We start from the raw sequence: 18,286 nt of genomic DNA, 5'->3' as shown, positions 1-18,286 counted from the left end.
AAATGATGACTAGCTTTTAAAATATTTTCTGGATGCCCAAAGTAAACCAAACTCTTCTGAAGGCATCTTTTCTGTTGATTTATGATGTATTTTATGCGCTCTTCTGATGCCTTTTAAATATTTATTTTCGGTTTTAAATGCTTTAAAGCGATTATGAATAAACCAATCGTGAAAAATAAAATAGATGATACCATATATTGATATACCTACACCCACCCAAAATTTATGGTTTAATGTTGTTTGGTTATCAAACATCAGCCAGCAGGCTAATATCCCAAAACCTAAACTAAAAATATCATTTAACTCAAAAAAACCATGTCTTTGTTGGTGGTGTGTTTTATGAATAAACCAAAGCGGGCCATGAAATAAGTATTTATGCAAAGTCCACGAAACTAACTCCATCATTATGATGGTAAGTATAATTATACCAGATGCGTAATACCAAATCATAAATTAAATATATAGCAAAGATGCATTTAAAATTTAGCTCTTAAAAACGATTGTGAACTATTGATATACTTGTAGGATACTATTATTCTCCAAAACAAAAAAGCCGCAACATTTAAAGTTGCGGCCTAGACTTTTATGTTATTTACATTCTAAATATGTATCGCTCTATTATCAGTAGCAGCTAAAGCAGCTTCTTTGAAAGATTCTGTAAAAGTTGGATGAGCATGGCTTATTCTACCAATATCTTCTGCACTTGCTCTAAACTCCATCGCTACTACAGCTTCAGCAATCATATCGGCTGTACGTGGCCCAATCATATGTACACCTAAAATCTCATCAGTAGTAGCGTCTGCTAATACCTTTACTAAACCATCGGTATCCATACTAGCTCTTGCTCTTCCACTTGCTTTGAAAGGGAAAGAACCTACTTTATATTTTTTACCTTGTTCTTTCAACTGCTCTTCTGTATAGCCAACAGAAGCAACCTCTGGCCAAGTGTAAACTACACCCGGTATTAAATTATAATTGATGTGTGGTTTTTGTCCGGCAATAACTTCGGCAACAAAAGTACCTTCTTCTTCTGCTTTATGAGCCAACATTGCACCTTTAATAACGTCGCCAATAGCATAGATACCTTTAACAGAAGTTTCAAGATGTTCGTTTACCGGGATTTTCTTGCCTCTTTCTTCTACAGTAATTCCAATTTTATCTAAACCTAATCCTTCGGTATAGGCAGTTCTTCCAACTGCAACCAAGCAATAATCACCCTCTAGAACTACTTTTTCACCTTTTGGAGAATCAGCGGTAACGGTTACTTTTTTACCTTTTACCTCGGCACCTGTAACTTTATGACTAAGTAAAAACTTAACCCCTAATTTGGCTAAAGATTTTTGTAGCTCTTTACCCATGGTACTATCCATAGTTGGAATAATAGATGAAGCAAACTCTACCACAGTAACTTCAGCACCTAAACGGGCGTAAACCGAACCTAACTCTAAACCAATAACACCACCTCCTATTAAGATTAAATGTTTCGGAACTTCTGTTAAGTTTAAAGCTTCGGTAGATGTAATAATACGCTTACCATCAGTTTTTAAGAAAGGTAGTTCTGTTGGTTTAGACCCTGTTGCTATAATAACATTCTTACCTGTAATTTCTTGTTCTCCACCTTTTGCTAAAGCAATTTTAATGGTGTTTTTATCTTTAAATGAGCCTAGACCTTCATAAGTATCTATCTTATTTTTCTTCATCAGGAAAGTAATACCAGCAGTAGTTTGTGCTACTACCTCATTTTTCCTTTTAATCATTTGCTTGATATTTACTTTTACATCTTTAACATCAATACCATGTTCTGCAAAGGTATGGGTTGCATTATGGTAATGTTCTGATGAGTCTAGTAAAGCCTTTGATGGGATACAACCTACGTTTAAGCAAGTACCTCCAAAGGTTGAATATTTCTCTACAATAGCGGTCTTCATTCCCAATTGGGCACAACGGATAGCGGCTACATAACCGCCCGGACCAGAACCTATTACGATAACGTCGTATTGCATCTTTCTAATTTTTTGTTTTGGCTAAATTAACGATTCTATTTGCCTTCTGGCAAGCTTCTTTTCAATTATTTTGATTAACCATTAAGGCTTGTTTATTGTTATATTAGAATTTATATTATTAATTATGAAAAAACGTCTGTATAACATCATTTTTGAACACGATACTAAAGCCGGAAGGGCATTTGATATAGCTTTACTTTGGGTGATTCTGTTTAGTGTAGTGATTGTTATTATAGAAAGTATTCCCGAAGTACATGAGGCTTTTTTCAAGGAATTTTATACCATAGAGTGGATTTTAACCATTTTATTTTCTATAGAATACATTTTGAGGATATGGACATCTCCAAAGCCATTTCGTTATATATTTAGTTTTTGGGGCTTAGTAGATTTGCTTTCTATTATCCCAACCTATTTTGATTTATTTTTTGCTGGATACCATTACCTCCTCACAGTAAGAATATTTAGATTACTTAGAGTTTTTAGAATCTTAAAATTGGTACGCTTTAACCGAGAAGCACAAATGCTTTTTAATGCTTTAAAAGCGAGTTCCTATAAAATTAGCGTCTTTTTAATGACAGTTCTTACGATGGTTACCATTTTAGGTACACTAATGTATGTGATAGAAGGTAGCGAAAACAATTTTACCAGTATCCCACAAAGTATTTATTGGGCTATAGTAACAGTTACAACAGTAGGTTTTGGAGATATAGTACCACAAACCGTATTAGGTAAATTTCTTTCATCGGTAGCGATGATTATGGGTTATGCCATCATTGCCGTTCCAACGGGTATAATTACAGTTGAGTTATCAAAAAATAAAAGTAAAGTTTGTGGTAATTGCAGCACAGAAAACCCAGTTAATGCTAATTTTTGCACCCAGTGTGGCAAAGAAATTACACAATTACCGGATGCCTCTTAAACTCTTTATCTCTATCAAATAAATACCTGTAGGTGTGATGAGTTTTGTAAATTTTACCACCAATTTGCTCGGCAACGTTCATCATTTTCGGGTTAAAATCACCTATCCAATTCATCTGAAAATCTTCATAAGTAACTTTATTCTTGTCTTGAATAGTTTCTGCAGCTCTTACAATCATAGCTACCTCAACTCCCTTTTTCTGATGCTCAGGCACAATTCCGAAAACAATCCCGTACATTGTTTTAGAAGTTTTTCTCCATTTATGGTATAGAAATTTGATTTTGCCTATCCAATCTAACTTACCCTTAACATGCTTCACAAAAAGTTGGTTAAGCTCTGGAATATTCACAAAAAAGCCAATACATTCTCCTTTATAATAGGTATACCAAACAATTTTTTCATCTAAAACTGGCTTTAGTTGCAACATGATAGCCTTGGCTTGTTGCGTACTCATTTCTCTTACACCTTTATGTTTTACCCAAGCTCTGTTATAAACCACCCTAAAATCCTCTATATACTTAGCTAAATTAGAAAGCTTCATATGCTCAAAAGTATAATCAGGGTTACTTAAAATGTGTTCTGCTTTATCAGCATAATTTGAAGCTAGCTTTTGCGATATTTTTCTGTAATAAGTGTATTGTTTAAAGTAAACCTCAAAGCCATAATCCTCAAAAAGCTGCTGATAATAAGGTGGGTTATAATTACAACAATAACAAGGTTCATAAAAACCATCAACCAATAAACCCCACCATTTATCTCTATCTCCAAAATTTATAGGTCCGTCCATAGCTTCTATTCCTTGCGCTGCAAGCCAAGCTTTAGCGGTATCAAAAAGTAAAAAAGCAGCTTTTTTATCATCAATACACTCAAAAAAACCTAAGCCGCCGGTGGGCTGGTCAAAACTGTTTAAAGTTTTTCTATTAATGAAAGTAGCTATTCTACCAATGGTTTTACCAGTATCATCTTGCAAAATAAACCGGGTACAACTACCATGTCTGAAATACTTATTACGTTTCTCATCAAAAACCATTTCAATATCCTTATCTAAAGGTCTGATAAAGTTTTTATCATCTTTATATAAGTATATCGGCAACTCTAAAAATGCTTTTTGCGTGGCTTTATCCTCTACTTTAAGTATCTTCATTTAAAATTTGTAAATGCTTATTAGAATAACAGATTTTTTAAAAATACGTTTTTGCATGTTTAAATCAACCATTAAAATTGCCTAAAATTTCACATGACACGTAAAAATATTACTTTTTTGGTGTTCCTCTTTTTATCAACAAGCGCCTATAGTCAGCTTTTAAATTCGCATAAAGCTACCTTAGCCGACTCGTTAAGAGGTAATATCCACAGTCCTTACAGAACTTGTTATGATGTAAACTTTTATAACCTAAAAGTGAAGATAGATGTAGCAAATCAAACAATTAAAGGCAGTAATATTTTTCAGTTCACAGCTACCAAAGATTTCAAAACTCTACAATTTGATTTATTTGAGAATTTACAGATAGACAAAATTATTTATGAAAACAAAGCTCTACCATTTATAAGAACCCATCATGCAGTTTTTGTAAGCTTTCCTGATAGTATCAGAAAAAATAGCCAACAAAAATTTGAAGTTTTTTATCAGGGGAAACCTAAAATAGCTAAAAATGCTCCTTGGGATGGTGGTTTCACATTTTCCAAACATCAGGATCAAGATTGGATAACTACTTCTTGCCAAGGTTTAGGCGCTAGTAGTTGGTGGCCTAATAAAGACCAACAAGCAGATGAGGCAGATAGTATGCTTATCAGCATAAGTGTACCCAAAGATATGATGAATGTTTCTAACGGGAGGTTACGTTCTGTAGACACTCATCCGGATGCTTACAAAACTTATAATTGGTTTGTGAGTTCTCCTATCAACAACTATAATGTTGCGATAAACGCTACCAATTATATTCTATTTAATGATGTTTATAAAGGTTTAAAAGGCAATCTGAGTCTTGATTATTATGTTTTACCAGAACATTTAGAAATTGCCAAAACACATTTTGATGCGGATGTTAAAAGAATGTTACAAGCTTTTGAATATTGGTTTGGACCTTATCCTTTTTATAAAGATGGCTTTAAACTTATCGAAACTCCTTATTTAGGGATGGAACACCAAAGTGCAATTGCTTACGGCAATAAATTTAAAAAAGGATATTTAGGTAGAGATTTATCAGGCACAGGCTGGGGATTAAAATGGGATTTTATTATTGTACATGAAGCCGGACATGAGTGGTTTGGCAACAATATCACTACCAAAGATATTGCTGATATGTGGGTACATGAAAGCTTCACTAATTATTCTGAAAGCTTATTTATTGAATATCATTATGGTAAAAAAGCTGGGGCTGATTATATTATTGGACTAAGAAATAATATCCAAAACGACAAACCTATTATAGGGCCTTATGGTGTTAATCAAGAGGGGTCTGGAGATATGTATTATAAAGGTGCTAATATGCTGCACACTATAAGATGTATTATTAATAATGACAACTTATGGCGTGAGTTATTGATAGGTTTAAATAAAGATTTTGCTTTAAAAACCGTAACTGGCAAGGATATCATAAAATACATCAACCAAAAAACAAAAATTGATTTAAGTAAAGTATTTGAGCAATATCTCGAACATAAAAACCCACCAACTTTAGAAATTAAAAAAGATAAAAAAGGATTTATTTATCGTTGGAATTGTGATGTCACCAATTTCAATATGCCTTTACAAGTTTACATCAATCAGAAACTAATAAACCTTAAGCCAAGTTCAAATTGGCAATATGTAAAAGCAAGTAGTTTTAATTTAGACCCTAACTTTTATATAAACCTCAAAAAAATATGACAAATCTTATAACCTCAATTTAAATAATTAAAAAAGGCTTCTTAAAATATGGTTAATACTATATTTGCGGCTTATTTGGGGACCTTTTTGTATGTACAAGTTTTTAAGAGGAAATATTTATTTCTCTTTAGGTTTAAGGCTATTTATTATTGTAGCCCTGTATTCTGTTTGTAGAATAGCATTCTATATTTTTAATGCTTCTGCATTTCCAGAATTTAATTTTTTACACTTTTTAACCTTACTTTATGGCGGCTTAAAGTTTGATATTAGTGCTATTATTTACTTGAATATCCTTTTCATAGCCAGCCAGATTATCCCTTTAAAAATACGATACAGTAAAAGATACCAAAAGATATTTGCAGGCATTTTCTTCTTTACCAATGGTTTAGGATTAGCTTTTAATATAGCTGATATTGCTTATTTCCCATTTACACTAAAACGTAGCACCTTTAGCATGTTTGCGCAGTTTTCTAATGAACAAAACTTAGCAGAACTTGCCTTAAAATTTATTTTTATAGATTACTGGCATACCACATTATTATTTGTGTTTTGCCTTTTTGGGATGTATTGGGCTTATAAACATATCCCTGTAAAAAAGCCTAAAATTAACAATACTGTCATTTATGGTAGCAGCGCTGCAGTAATGATGATGCTGATTATTTGGTTTGCTATAGCAGGTATGCGTGGAGGCTTTAGACATAGTACCCGTCCTATTACAATAAGTAATGCGGGAGAATATGTACAAGACCCATCAGAAATTAATATTGTTGTTAATACACCTTTTTCTATCATCAGAACTATAAAAACGAAGCCTTTAAAAGAACAAAACTATTTTACTAAAACAGTAGTAGATAGTTTGTATAATCCTATCAAAAAACCCATTTCAGGCCAAAAATTTAAGCCTAAAAATATTGTTGTTATTATTTTAGAAAGCTTTAGCAGAGAGTTTTTAGGCTCTTTTAATCCCCAATTAGAAAAAGGAAAATACAAAGGTTATACGCCATTTTTAGATTCTTTGGCTAAACATTCTTTATGTTTTACCAATGCTTATGCAAACGGTAGAAAATCTATTGAAGGTTTACCATCTGTATTATCTAGTATACCTGGTATAAACGAGCCTTTTGTTTTATCTTACTATTCTGGTAATAAAATTAATAGCTTAGGTGGCTTACTTGCCAATAAAGGTTACCACACCTCTTTTTTTCATGGAGCACCTAACGGTTCTATGGGCTTTAGTTCTTTCATAAAAATGGCTGGTATAAAGCATTATTTTGGGAAGTCAGAATACCAAAATGATGATGATTTTGATGGTATTTGGGGCATTTGGGATGAGCCTTTTTTACAATATTGGGCAAAAAACATCAGTACATTTAAACAACCTTTTTTCACAAGTGTATTTACGCTTTCATCGCATCATCCATTTAAATTACCTGTAGCTTATGAAGGCAAATTTCCTAAAGGTACTTTACCGGTTCATCAAAATGTTGGCTATACAGATATGGCTTTAAGTAAGTTTTTTAAAACTGTATCTAAAAGCAAATGGTACAAAAATACATTGTTTATCATTACAGCAGACCACTCTACACTTGCCAGTCATCCAGAATATCAAACATCTTTAGGTGCCTTTGCTGTTCCTATTATCATTTATGACCCCAGTGGCAATTTAAAAGGTAAACGAGATTATCCGGTGCAACAAATAGATATTACTCCTACTATTTTAAATTACTTAAATTTTGACAAGCCTTACTTTGCTTTCGGGCATGATATGCTGAAGCCTCAAAAAAATCATTTTGTTATCAATACCATCGATGGTAACTACCAAATTATGAAAGGCCAGTATGTTTTAAAATATAACGAAGAAAGCAGTAAACTTTATAACTATAAAAATGATGCTTTATTAAAAAAAGATATCAGCCAAAATCAGCCTAAGGAAAAACAAGAATTAGAAACTTATTTAAAAGCTTTTATACAGCAATACAATAAAAATATGATTGGAAATAGTTTAACGGTTGATTGAGAAAAATCCGTTCAATCTTTATATAAGTAAGAAATATTAAAACCAAAAAAGCCCAATTTTCATCGGGCTTTTTGTGTGGGAGATACTGGGTTCGAACCAGTGACCCTCCCGATTATATATCGGGATGCTCTGAAAATCCACCATAAATACCACTTATTACCTAAGTATTATAACCAAAAAAGCCCAATTTTCATCGGGCTTTTTGTGTGGGAGATACTGGGTTCGAACCAGTGACCCCCTGCTTGTAAGGCAGGTGCTCTGAACCAGCTGAGCTAATCTCCCATCTTGGATTTATTGGTGGAGGATACTGGGTTCGAACCAGTGACCCCCTGCTTGTAAGGCAGGTGCTCTGAACCAGCTGAGCTAATCCTCCAAATCTTTTGGGACTGCAAAAGTAAACTCTTATTCGAGAAAAGCAAAATAAATTTGAAATTATCCTAAAACTTCTTCCAAAATAGCATGGGATTTTACTTGTCCAAAATCATCTATATGCAAACTATAATAATCAATAAGCTTATCTATCAAAAACTTACGGCTTTTATGGGTTATTTTAAGTTCCTGAAAATTTTCTAAAGAGCATCTTAACAATAAAATGAAGTTTTGTAAATCTTCATTGGTGATATATAATAAATGTTTGGGCTGCTGCTTACTAAAAATACCATTCTTTAAATCGAAATAATTACTGGTATCGGCATAACTGGTATCAGGATAAAATCCTAAAAACCTAGTTAGTTTTACTAAAAATACGAGGTGAAAATTGGCTATAGGTTCTTCTGCAGCATCTAAAAGCTCAATAGATTTAAAAATAAACTCGAAAAGTACCTCATCATCTGTTTGCTGTCTTAAAGATTTATACAAAATCTCATTGATAAAAATGACGATAGAACTCTTCACAATATCATAAGGAATATGCTGTAGCATAGGCATACTCCTGATGTCTGAAATTTTCTGAATACCACCATTTGGTTTATGGTAAACCACCATATCCAATAGGTGCAATGGTTGTAGCATATTCATCTTCACTTTAGACTTAGCTTTTTTTACCCCATTTATCATATAAGATTGCAAGCCAAATTTTTCTGTAAAAATTCTTGCTACTACACTACTTTCAGAATAATCTGTAACTTTTAAAACAATGCCTCTTGTCTTATGAATCATATTATCTCACTATCATCAATTTAGAAATAGCGGTATCTCCTCCATCTTCTGCTACTATTAAAATCAGATAGACACCAGAAGAAACTGCATCGCCATTAAAAGTACGTCCATCCCAGGTTGCTAAACCTCCTTCTGCTACGGTTTGATAAACCAAGTTACCACTAATGTCTGTTATTTTAACTCTTGCTTGCTCTGTTAATCCTTTTACTGCTATTAAACCTGTATACCCTGGTCTTACCGGATTAGGGAAAACCGTAATTTCAGAAAGTTTTGATGATGCTGCTGTAGCATCGCCACGATAAGACATTAAACCGCCTTCGGTTGCAATAAACACTTCTCCGCTTTGGGCTTCTACCTCAATATCTAAAATACGGTTGCTAATTAAGGGGCTATTACTGGTATTAAAATTTAAGACTTGTTTACGCAAAGCTTCATCAAAAAGCCAAACCCCATTATTTGTTCCTATCCATTTGCGGTTTGCTCCATCTATTGCTATACAATTTATCTGCTCCTGACTTAAAACTGGTCTTATAAATCCATTTTCTGTAAGTGTTGGAATTTCTACCTCTACATTACTAAAAGCATCTTCAGGGCTTTCGATAAAGGCTATTCCTCTATCTGTACCTACCCACAAAGCGCCTTTTAGGTCTTTTTTAATACTTAAAACATCGCCCCCCGGCAATAAATTAGCCCCAAACCCTAGTATCTTGGCTTGCGAGTCATTAAAAATTAACAGACCTCTATTTCTAATCATCAACCATTTCTGGGATGCATCATCTACCAATAAACCTTTCGCCTCAATAAAAGAACCCGGCAAAACATCCTGAAAAGAAAAAGCTTGCCATGTACCATCCTTTTTTAAAACAGATAAAGGACTGCTAACTCCAAACTGACTTACCCAAATATTACCCCTCTGGTCTTCTGCAATACCAGAAACTCTTATCGTAGCAGCATCTCCTAAAGTAGTTTGTAAACTGCTATTTTGTTGATTGAAAAGCTTAAAATCTTCTCCTTCTTTAACCAACAAACCATTAACAAAAGACCCCAAATAGGTTTTTGTTGCTGATGGATGTATAACCGTAATATCTCTTATGGGCGATAAAAATGGGCTTGTTTGTTCGTTATAATTCTTCCACTCGCCTCTTTTAAACTCGGTAAAACCTAAATTTTGAAATAAAGGCGAGTAGGTATCGCTAAAACCACCTGGCGCAATAACCAACTGTTGGTTTAATGATGATAAATCTTTAACAATTTTTATTTGAGGACCTGCTGGCGTATAATTTACAAAGCTTGCATCGGGTTTAAAACCTACTAATCCAATTTTATTATCTGCTATTAAAACTTCCTCGCCAAGCAAAGCAACATCCTTAACGTTATTAAAAACATTGGTGTTTTGGATGTTCCTGAGCTGATTAAACTGACTATCATAAACAATTACTCTAAAAGGCGCTATGGTGATAAATTTATTGTTTACCACTTTTAATTTGGCGACATCAACTCCAAAAATTGAAGTCATCATCCATTGATTATTCTCAAAAACATAAATCTGGCTATTAAATAAACCGTAAAGTTTACCATTAAAATCTACAACAGACCTACAAATACCCCCCGGATAGAGCTGATTTGAGGCATGTTTACGCCATCTACTAAAATCTATTAATAAATCGTTCGCATTAGCTTCGTAAATACCAGAAGAAGTTGCCGCAAATATTTTATCGCCCAAAATAACGCTTTCAAAAACTTCAAGAGGCGCACCATTTTCGGTAAAAAAGTAAGTATCTCTAACCTCCTTTCTAGCAAGATTATAAACCACAATACCAAATGCAGTACTTAAATAAGCTATCTCTTGCTTAAAAAAAACCGCATTTATATTCTTTCGTCCTAAATTATTACGATTAAAAATCTCAGGGAGGTTATGTAGTTTACCCTCATCTAAAACATCGATATTTGAGTTTTGGTAAACTATAAAAAGTTGTTTAGTACTTGTATTCCATTTTACAAGTTTAATATCACTACTAGCAAAGCCATCTAAAACAGAGAATTTTTGTACTTCTTTAGTGTTTTTATCTACTGTAAATAATCCCCCACTGGTAGCACAAAAAGCTTCTTCCTCATTTATATCTACACTAGAAGCATTAAAAAACGGCAGATAAACTTGCCATTGGCCAATACCAACTTGCTGTCCAAATACCCAGTTGCTAACCAGAAGAAATATAAAAACAAGCTTAATTTTCATTTATAGCCCCAAATTAAGGCTTATCGCTTAAAGCACAAAAATATAGCGTCTTTATTGTGATCTAAATTTAGTGAATAGGCTTTTTCTCGCCATATCTTTTAAACATAAAAACAATGTATAAAACGGTTGCTATGGCTAAACTTATTAAACCAAAACCTAAAATATACTTACCAAAATCTGGATTAAATAAGTATAACAAGATACTGGCAGCTACTATAATTGCCGAATATCTTAATGCATAAATTGACCTTTTTAACATAAGCTTTTTTAACAATTGTAATACAATTTTCAAACCAGCTTTTGTTTTTCTCTTTCTATTACTATTTAAGCATCTAAATGCCTAAATTTGCATCCTTAATTTTGGAGACAAAGCGCTGATGTACAAAGAATATAAGCAACTTAACTTATCACAAATAGGCAAAGAAGTATTAGAGAGCTGGAAAAGCAATCATATTTTTGAAAAAAGTATAAGCAATCGTCCGGCTTCTAAACCATACACATTTTATGAAGGACCGCCTTCCGCCAACGGAATGCCTGGTATTCACCACGTTATGGCTCGTTCTATAAAGGATATTTTTTGCCGTTACAAGACTTTAAAAGGTTTTCAGGTTAAAAGAAAAGGTGGCTGGGATACACATGGTTTACCTATTGAGCTAGCTGTTGAAAAATCTTTAGGCATCACTAAAGAAGATATTGGTAAAAAAATTACTGTTCAAGAGTATAATGATGCCTGCCGTAAAGAGGTAATGAAATATACCGATGTATGGAATGACCTTACCGAAAAAATGGGCTATTGGGTTGATTTAGAAAACCCATACATCACTTATGAAAATGAATATATAGAAAGTCTTTGGTGGATTTTAAAACAATTACACAGCAAAGGTTTCTTATACAAAGGTTATACAGTACAACCATACTCACCTGCTGCAGGTACCGGTCTAAGCTCGCATGAGTTAAACCAACCTGGCACTTATCGTGATGTTAAAGATACTTCTATTGTTGCGCAGTTTAGATTAAAGAAAGATCAGGTTCATCCGCTAATTTCAAAACTTTTTGAAACTGAGGAAGAAGATACCACTATTATCGCTTGGACAACCACACCATGGACTTTACCGTCTAACTGTGCTTTGGCGGTTGGCGAGAAAATCACCTATGTAAAAATCAAAACCTTTAACCAATACACTCACCTTCCGGTAAGCGTAATTTTAGCTAAAGATTTAGTAGCTAAACACTTTAAAGCCGAAGCGCAAAATTTATCTTTTCAGGATTATAAAGCTGGCGATAAATTAATACCATGGGAAATTGCTGCCGAGTTTATAGGTAAAGAACTTTTAGGCTTACGCTACTTCCAATTAATGCCTTATGTAAGCAATGAAAACTTAGAGGCTAATGCTTTCCGTGTAATAGGTGGAGACTTTGTTACTACCGAAGACGGTACTGGTATTGTACACACAGCTTCTGTTTATGGTGCTGATGACTTTAGGGTTGCCAAAGAGAATGGCGTACCATCTGTTATGGTGACTGATGAAAAAGGAAACGAATTCCCACTGGTAAACAAACAAGGTAAGTTTGTTGATGAGGTAACAGACTTTGCAGGCAAATATGTAAAAGAAGAATATTATAGCGATGAAGAGCGTAAAGCAGCTGATTTTAAGCCTACAGATGTTTTAATTGCCATAAAACTTAAAGAAGAAAACAAAGCTTTTGATGTTAAAAAGTACGAACACAGTTACCCACATTGCTGGAGAACAGATAAACCTGTACTTTATTACCCTTTGGATAGCTGGTTTATTAAAACCACTGCTGTTAAAGAAAAACTGGTAGCGCTTAATAAAACCATTAATTGGAAACCAGAAAGTACCGGAACTGGAAGATTTGGTAATTGGCTTGAGAATTTAGTTGACTGGAATTTATCTCGTTCTAGATATTGGGGAACGCCTTTACCCATTTGGAGAACGGAAGACGGAACTGAAGAAATTTGTATTGGTGCTGTTGCAGAATTAAATCAAGAAATAGAAAAAGCTATAAAAGCTGGTTTTATGCCAGAAGGCTTTTCTTTACAAGATATGCATCGTCCTTATGTTGATGATGTAATTTTAGTTTCTTCAACGGGTAAAAAAATGTTCCGTGAGCCAGATTTAATAGATGTTTGGTTTGATTCTGGAGCTATGCCTTATGCACAATGGCATTATCCGTTTGAAAATAAAGAAGAATTTGAGAAAGCCTACCCAGCAGATTTTATTGCTGAAGGTGTAGACCAAACCCGTGGATGGTTTTTCACTTTACACACGATTGCAACTTTATTAAGCGAAACCAGCGATGATATAAAAGCCGTAAATATTAAAAATGCTAACCAAGGCATTGCATTCAAAAATGTAATTTCTAATGGTTTGGTATTAGATAAAAACGGCAATAAGATGTCTAAAAGGCTAGGTAATGGGGTAGATCCTTTTAGCACCATAGAAACCTATGGCGCTGATGCTACACGTTGGTACATGATTAGCAACGCATCTCCTTGGGATAACTTAAAATTTAATTTAGATGGCTTAGATGAGGTTCGTCGTAAGTTCTTTGGCACCCTGTATAATACTTATGCGTTTTTTGCCCTTTATGCCAATATAGATGGTTTTAAATACGCAGAAGAAGAAATTGTTAACCGCCCAGAAATAGACCGTTGGATTATCTCTTTATTAAACACCTTAACTAAAGAAGTAGACGAGTTTTATGAGGATTTTGAACCTACAAAAGCAGCAAGAGCCATCCAAAATTTTGTTGATGAGCATTTAAGCAACTGGTTTGTACGTTTAAGTCGTCGTCGTTTCTGGAAAGGTGAATATACTGAAGATAAAATATCGGCATACCAAACTTTATATACTTGTTTAGTAGGTGTAGCAAAGTTGATGTCGCCCATAGCTCCTTTCTTTTCAGACAGGTTATTTAACGATTTAAACAGCATCACACAAAAAGAGCAAGTAGCATCTGTACATTTAACAGATTTCCCTATTTACCAAGCTAATTTGGTGGATAAAGATTTAGAAGAAAGAATGCAATTAGCGCAAGATATTTCATCCATGATATTATCATTGCGTAAAAAAGTAGGCATTAATGTAAGACAGCCACTGAGTAAAATATTGTTACCAGTACTAGATCAAGGTTTCCAGCAAAAAGTAGAAAAAGTAAGAGAACTCATTCTGTCTGAGACCAATATCAAAGAAATCGAATTCATTACAGATACAGCAGGCATCATTAAAAAGAAAATAAAACCAAACTTTAAAGCACTTGGACCAAAAGTTGGTAAGAGCATGAAAGCTGTAGGGAATTTCTTAACTGCTTTAAATGATGAGCAAATCCAAACTTTAGAAACAAACAGAAATATTACGTTTGAGGTAGAAGAACAAACATTTACAATTGCTGTTGAAGATGTAGAGATTATTGCAGAAGATGTACCAGGCTGGCAGGTTACCAATTTAGGGCGTTTAACAGTAGCCTTAGATGTTACCATTACCCAAAGCTTAAAAGAAGAAGGTATAGCCAGAGAGGTTATCAATAGAATACAAAACTTAAGAAAAGATAAAGGTTTTGAGGTTACAGATAAGATAAGCGTGGTATTACAAAAGCTCCCTATTATTACGGATGCTGTAAGTAGCAATTTATTATATATTTGTGAAGAGACGCTGGCTGAGTCTTTAACCTTAAGCGATGAATTAACAGGTGGAGACACCATAGAAATAGAAGAAACTAATATTTTAATCTCACTAAAAAAGAACTAAACATGGAGACTAATAATAAAACCCGCTACTCTGACGCCGAGTTACAAGAGTTTAAAGAACTAATTACAGGAAAATTAAATAGCGCTAAAGAAGAATTAGCCATGCTTGCGGGCTCATTAAGCAATCCAAATGTTAATGGTACTGATGATACTGCCGGAACTTATAAAACGTTAGAAGATGGTTCTGCAACTTTAGAAAAAGAGCAAATTAACCAGCTTGCAGCTCGCCAGAAAAAATTTATTGAAAACCTAGAAGCTGCTTTAGTAAGAATAGAAAATAAAACTTACGGCATTTGCAGAGAAACAGGAAAATTAATACAAAAAGAACGCTTGAAGGCTGTGCCACATGCTACTTTAAGTATGGAAGCTAAATTAAAACAGAATTAATGAAAGGTTATACAAAGCCTGTATTTTTAATCATACTGGTTCTTCTTGCCGATCAGATTTTGAAAACCTGGATTAAAACCAATATGTATATTGGTCAAGAATTCCAGATTATACAAGACTTTTTCATCATCCATTTCACAGAAAATAACGGAATGGCATTTGGAATGGAATTTGGCGGAGAACTGGGTAAACTAGCGCTCTCTTTATTTAGGATAATAGCTGTAATAGGTATTGGCTACGGCTTACATCATCTTATTAAGCATAAATATCATAGAGGCTTAATTCTTAATGTATCTCTTATTTTTGCCGGTGCATTAGGAAACATTATAGACTCTGTTTTTTATGGTGTAATTTACGGTTATGAAAAACTTTTTCATGGCCGTGTGGTTGATATGTTTTACTTCCCTATTTTCACAGGTGTTTTCCCGGAATGGCTGCCTGTTTGGGGCGGCGAAGACTTTATATTCTTCAGACCGGTATTTAATATCGCTGATGCAGCCATATCTATAGGCGTTATTTTGATATTAATTTATCAGAAGGTTTACTTCAAAGAAGAAATTAAAGAAGAGCCAAGCACCAATAGCGAAGTAATTGAAGATTAACCGGTAATCAAAATTACAACATGAAAAAACAAATTCTACTCTTATTAACAGGGCTTACTTTATCATTAGTAGCACAAGCACAAACTATTAACCAACAATCTGGCTGGGCTGCTTGGTTTCATAGTCAAAAATTTTCTAAAAAAACAGGTTTACATTTTGATTTTCAGGTACGCTCTGCTGATGATTTAGAATATGTAAGAAATATCCTAATAAGACCCGGTTTTACATATTTTATTAACGATAAACTAAATGCCACCCTTGGCTATGCTTTAATTATAAGCGATCAGCCTGGTATGGATGCTCTTACTGAAAGTCGTATTTGGGAGCAATTTATTGTTACTTATAAGCTTGGTAAAATTCCTTTAACACACCGTTTCAGATTGGAGCAAAGATTTGTAAACCAGGCTAATGGTAACGATGCTTTTTCGCAAAGATTACGCTATTTCTTCAGAAGTGTTATCCCATTACAAAAGCAAACTACACCAACGTTTAGTAAAGGTGTTTTTATGGCTTTACAGAATGAGGTTTTCTTAAATATCCAAAACCAACCTAACGGCTTCTTATTCGACCAAAACAGGTTATACCTAGCTGCAGGTTACAGACTTAATCCTAAAATGGATTTGGAAGCAGGCTATCTTAATCAATCTATTAAAGGTGCTGCTGTAAATACAAATAATAACATCTTTCAAGTAGCCTTGTATACCAGATTTTAACAATTTATGAATATCAATTGTGAAAGCCTTTACTTATCTGTGAAGGCTTTTATTTTATCCATAATGCTAAAAACTTCATCAATACTTAAAACTGCTTTTAGTTTTAGATGTTGATAGGATATGAAGATTCTACTAACAGGTGCTAATGGCTATATTGGAACCAGATTATTACCTGTCTTACTAGAAAACAAACATGAAATAGTTTGTCTGGTAAGAGATAAAAGGCGTTTCCAACAAGATAACAATTGGGAAAATCAAGTAGAAATCATTACCGGCGATTTACTTAGAGAAGATTCTTTACAAGAAATTCCTAAAGATATAGATGCTGCTTACTATCTGGTTCATTCTATGAGTAATACAGATTTTAGCGATTTAGAGAAGTTATCAGCACACCATTTCATCAAAGCTTTAGAAAAAACTAATTGTAAGCAAATCATCTACCTCACTGGTATTGTTAACGATGAAAATTTATCAATCCATCTTAAATCAAGATTAGGTGTAGAAGATATTCTCAAAACATCGCACATAGCACATACTTATCTAAGAGCAGCTATTATTATTGGCTCTGGTAGTGCTTCTTTTGAGATTATTAGAGACTTAACAGAAAAGCTGCCTATTATGATAGCGCCTAAATGGCTAAAAACCCGCTGCCAACCCATAGCTATAAGAGATGTTTTGGCTTATCTACACGGTGTTTTAGGTAACAGCAAAGCGTTTAACAAAACCTTAGATATTGGTGGGCCAGATATACTTACGTACAAGCAAATGCTCTTACTTTATGCAAAAGAAAGGCATATCAAACGTTGGATTTTTACGGTTCCAGTTCTTACACCCAGACTATCTTCTTATTGGCTAAACCTAGTAACATCTGTAAACTACAGCATAGCCAGCAGCTTGGTAGAAAGTATGCGTAACGAGGTGGTTTGTAAAGATGAAGAAATCAAAAAAATTGTTCCGCATGAATGTGTAAGTTATAGAACTGCTTTACAATTAGCTTTCGAGAAAATAGAGCAAAACTCTATAGTGTCTAGCTGGCGAGATGCTTTGAACCGCGGTTTCCTTGAAACCAGTTTCATGGATCAGGTGAAAGTCCCTCAAAACGGAACGCTGGAATATAAAGTTAAACTCAATTTTAAGCGTGATAAAAACGAGGTTCTTCAAAATATCTGGGCTATTGGCGGTAAAAGAGGATGGTATTACCTAGACTGGCTATGGAATTTAAGAGGTATCATTGATAAGCTAGCTGGTGGCGTTGGAACTAGAAGAGGAAGAAGAAGTGATGTAAGCCTTAAAGCTGGTGATGCTGTAGATTTTTGGCGTGTAATTTTGGCTGATAAAAAGAATGCGAGGCTTTTATTATATGCAGAAATGCGCTTACCTGGCGAGGCATGGCTAGAATTTAAAATTATTGATAGGCCAACAGGCAGTATTTTAAGTCAGATTGCCACATTTAGACCAAGAGGCTTATGGGGCAGAATTTATTGGTGGATACTATGGCCTTTTCATTTTTTTATTTTTAATGGAATGGCACTTAACTTGGTGAATTACAAAGAAAAAGTGTAATAATTTTTGATAATCCTATTTCATTTGTAAATAAAATTTTACTAAATTTA

General features: G+C 34.0%; 14 protein-coding genes and 2 tRNA genes. 8 read left to right on the top strand and 8 right to left on the bottom strand.

Going from position 1 to position 18,286, the window contains the following annotated elements:
* Window positions 1-9: 9 nt before the first annotated feature.
* Both GJJ64_RS11840 and lpdA read right to left on the bottom strand, forming a co-directional pair.
* Window positions 10-450, bottom strand: coding sequence for a sterol desaturase family protein (locus tag GJJ64_RS11840; RefSeq protein ID WP_154287995.1), 441 nt, complete (start codon window positions 448-450; stop codon window positions 10-12).
* A gap of 149 nt (window positions 451-599) precedes the next feature.
* The gene (lpdA, locus tag GJJ64_RS11835; RefSeq protein WP_154287994.1) at window positions 600-2,003 is read right to left on the bottom strand and encodes a dihydrolipoyl dehydrogenase; all 1,404 of its coding nucleotides are present in this window, start codon (window positions 2,001-2,003) and stop codon (window positions 600-602) included.
* A gap of 124 nt (window positions 2,004-2,127) precedes the next feature.
* Here lpdA and GJJ64_RS11830 point away from each other — a divergent pair, with 124 nt between their 5' ends.
* Window positions 2,128-2,922, top strand: a complete 795-nt coding sequence (locus tag GJJ64_RS11830) for an ion transporter (protein WP_154287993.1) — start codon at window positions 2,128-2,130, stop codon at window positions 2,920-2,922.
* Here the strand turns inward: GJJ64_RS11830 and GJJ64_RS11825 are convergent.
* Entirely contained in the window at window positions 2,897-4,066 is a 1,170-nt protein-coding gene (locus tag GJJ64_RS11825) for a hypothetical protein (RefSeq protein WP_154287992.1), read from the bottom strand. The two genes, GJJ64_RS11830 and GJJ64_RS11825, sit on opposite strands and share 26 nt — an antisense overlap.
* 93 nt (window positions 4,067-4,159) lie before the next feature.
* Here GJJ64_RS11825 and GJJ64_RS11820 point away from each other — a divergent pair, with 93 nt between their 5' ends.
* Both GJJ64_RS11820 and GJJ64_RS11815 read left to right on the top strand, forming a co-directional pair.
* Window positions 4,160-5,791 (top strand): M1 family metallopeptidase, encoded by a 1,632-nt coding sequence (locus GJJ64_RS11820; RefSeq protein WP_154287991.1) that lies wholly within the window; start codon window positions 4,160-4,162, stop codon window positions 5,789-5,791.
* Window positions 5,792-5,882: 91 nt separating this feature from the next.
* Window positions 5,883-7,808 (top strand): LTA synthase family protein, encoded by a 1,926-nt coding sequence (locus tag GJJ64_RS11815; RefSeq protein ID WP_154287990.1) that lies wholly within the window; start codon window positions 5,883-5,885, stop codon window positions 7,806-7,808.
* 207 nt (window positions 7,809-8,015) lie between these two features.
* Here GJJ64_RS11815 and GJJ64_RS11810 read toward each other — a convergent pair.
* The 5 genes from GJJ64_RS11810 to GJJ64_RS11790 form a co-directional block, all read right to left on the bottom strand.
* Window positions 8,016-8,090 (bottom strand) — tRNA-Val (locus tag GJJ64_RS11810).
* A 13-nt stretch (window positions 8,091-8,103) separates the two neighbouring features.
* Window positions 8,104-8,181, bottom strand: a tRNA-Val gene (locus GJJ64_RS11805).
* 59 nt (window positions 8,182-8,240) lie between these two features.
* Complete coding sequence (gene recO, locus GJJ64_RS11800) at window positions 8,241-8,966, bottom strand: DNA repair protein RecO (RefSeq protein WP_154287989.1); 726 nt, start codon at window positions 8,964-8,966, stop codon at window positions 8,241-8,243.
* A gap of 1 nt (window position 8,967) precedes the next feature.
* Window positions 8,968-11,202 carry a type IX secretion system anionic LPS delivery protein PorZ gene (gene porZ / locus GJJ64_RS11795; RefSeq protein ID WP_154287988.1) on the bottom strand — a complete coding sequence of 745 codons (2,235 nt, stop codon included), beginning with the start codon at window positions 11,200-11,202 and terminating at the stop codon, window positions 8,968-8,970.
* A 67-nt stretch (window positions 11,203-11,269) separates the two neighbouring features.
* Complete coding sequence (locus GJJ64_RS11790) at window positions 11,270-11,461, bottom strand: hypothetical protein (protein ID WP_154287987.1); 192 nt, start codon at window positions 11,459-11,461, stop codon at window positions 11,270-11,272.
* A 118-nt stretch (window positions 11,462-11,579) separates the two neighbouring features.
* On the opposite strand from GJJ64_RS11790, the gene ileS reads away from it, so the two are divergent.
* From ileS to GJJ64_RS11765, 5 genes are all read left to right on the top strand, one after another.
* The gene (gene ileS, locus GJJ64_RS11785; protein WP_154287986.1) at window positions 11,580-14,972 is read left to right on the top strand and encodes an isoleucine--tRNA ligase; all 3,393 of its coding nucleotides are present in this window, start codon (window positions 11,580-11,582) and stop codon (window positions 14,970-14,972) included.
* Window positions 14,973-14,974: 2 nt separating this feature from the next.
* Complete coding sequence (locus GJJ64_RS11780; protein ID WP_154287985.1) at window positions 14,975-15,358, top strand: TraR/DksA family transcriptional regulator; 384 nt, start codon at window positions 14,975-14,977, stop codon at window positions 15,356-15,358.
* Complete coding sequence (locus GJJ64_RS11775; RefSeq protein WP_154287984.1) at window positions 15,358-15,960, top strand: lipoprotein signal peptidase; 603 nt, start codon at window positions 15,358-15,360, stop codon at window positions 15,958-15,960. The genes GJJ64_RS11780 and GJJ64_RS11775 overlap by 1 nt, the downstream gene beginning before the upstream one ends.
* A gap of 20 nt (window positions 15,961-15,980) precedes the next feature.
* Window positions 15,981-16,673 (top strand): DUF2490 domain-containing protein, encoded by a 693-nt coding sequence (locus GJJ64_RS11770; protein ID WP_154287983.1) that lies wholly within the window; start codon window positions 15,981-15,983, stop codon window positions 16,671-16,673.
* 120 nt (window positions 16,674-16,793) lie between these two features.
* The gene (locus tag GJJ64_RS11765; protein WP_154287982.1) at window positions 16,794-18,236 is read left to right on the top strand and encodes an SDR family oxidoreductase; all 1,443 of its coding nucleotides are present in this window, start codon (window positions 16,794-16,796) and stop codon (window positions 18,234-18,236) included.
* Window positions 18,237-18,286 lie beyond the last annotated feature (50 nt).

This window comes from Pedobacter puniceum, from assembly GCF_009674685.1.
GTDB classification, from domain to species: Bacteria; Bacteroidota; Bacteroidia; order Sphingobacteriales; family Sphingobacteriaceae; genus Pseudopedobacter; species Pseudopedobacter puniceum.
The sequence above is the reverse complement of the archived record's forward strand: the minus strand, read 5'-3'. Positions and strand labels throughout refer to the sequence as shown.

What these genes read in the sequence shown, in the direction of transcription:
- GJJ64_RS11830 (WP_154287993.1), top strand. Translation starts at nt 2,128, where the DNA reads ATGAAAAAACGTCTGTATAACATCATTTTTGAACACGATACTAAAGCC.
- GJJ64_RS11790 (WP_154287987.1), bottom strand. Translation starts at nt 11,461, where the DNA reads ATGTTAAAAAGGTCAATTTATGCATTAAGATATTCGGCAATTATAGTA.
- GJJ64_RS11775 (WP_154287984.1), top strand. Translation starts at nt 15,358, where the DNA reads ATGAAAGGTTATACAAAGCCTGTATTTTTAATCATACTGGTTCTTCTT.
- GJJ64_RS11825 (WP_154287992.1), bottom strand. Translation starts at nt 4,066, where the DNA reads ATGAAGATACTTAAAGTAGAGGATAAAGCCACGCAAAAAGCATTTTTA.
- GJJ64_RS11820 (WP_154287991.1), top strand. Translation starts at nt 4,160, where the DNA reads ATGACACGTAAAAATATTACTTTTTTGGTGTTCCTCTTTTTATCAACA.
- GJJ64_RS11765 (WP_154287982.1), top strand. Translation starts at nt 16,794, where the DNA reads ATGAAGATTCTACTAACAGGTGCTAATGGCTATATTGGAACCAGATTA.
- recO (WP_154287989.1), bottom strand. Translation starts at nt 8,966, where the DNA reads ATGATTCATAAGACAAGAGGCATTGTTTTAAAAGTTACAGATTATTCT.
- GJJ64_RS11780 (WP_154287985.1), top strand. Translation starts at nt 14,975, where the DNA reads ATGGAGACTAATAATAAAACCCGCTACTCTGACGCCGAGTTACAAGAG.
- GJJ64_RS11815 (WP_154287990.1), top strand. Translation starts at nt 5,883, where the DNA reads ATGTACAAGTTTTTAAGAGGAAATATTTATTTCTCTTTAGGTTTAAGG.
- GJJ64_RS11840 (WP_154287995.1), bottom strand. Translation starts at nt 450, where the DNA reads ATGATTTGGTATTACGCATCTGGTATAATTATACTTACCATCATAATG.
- GJJ64_RS11770 (WP_154287983.1), top strand. Translation starts at nt 15,981, where the DNA reads ATGAAAAAACAAATTCTACTCTTATTAACAGGGCTTACTTTATCATTA.
- porZ (WP_154287988.1), bottom strand. Translation starts at nt 11,202, where the DNA reads ATGAAAATTAAGCTTGTTTTTATATTTCTTCTGGTTAGCAACTGGGTA.
- ileS (WP_154287986.1), top strand. Translation starts at nt 11,580, where the DNA reads ATGTACAAAGAATATAAGCAACTTAACTTATCACAAATAGGCAAAGAA.
- lpdA (WP_154287994.1), bottom strand. Translation starts at nt 2,003, where the DNA reads ATGCAATACGACGTTATCGTAATAGGTTCTGGTCCGGGCGGTTATGTA.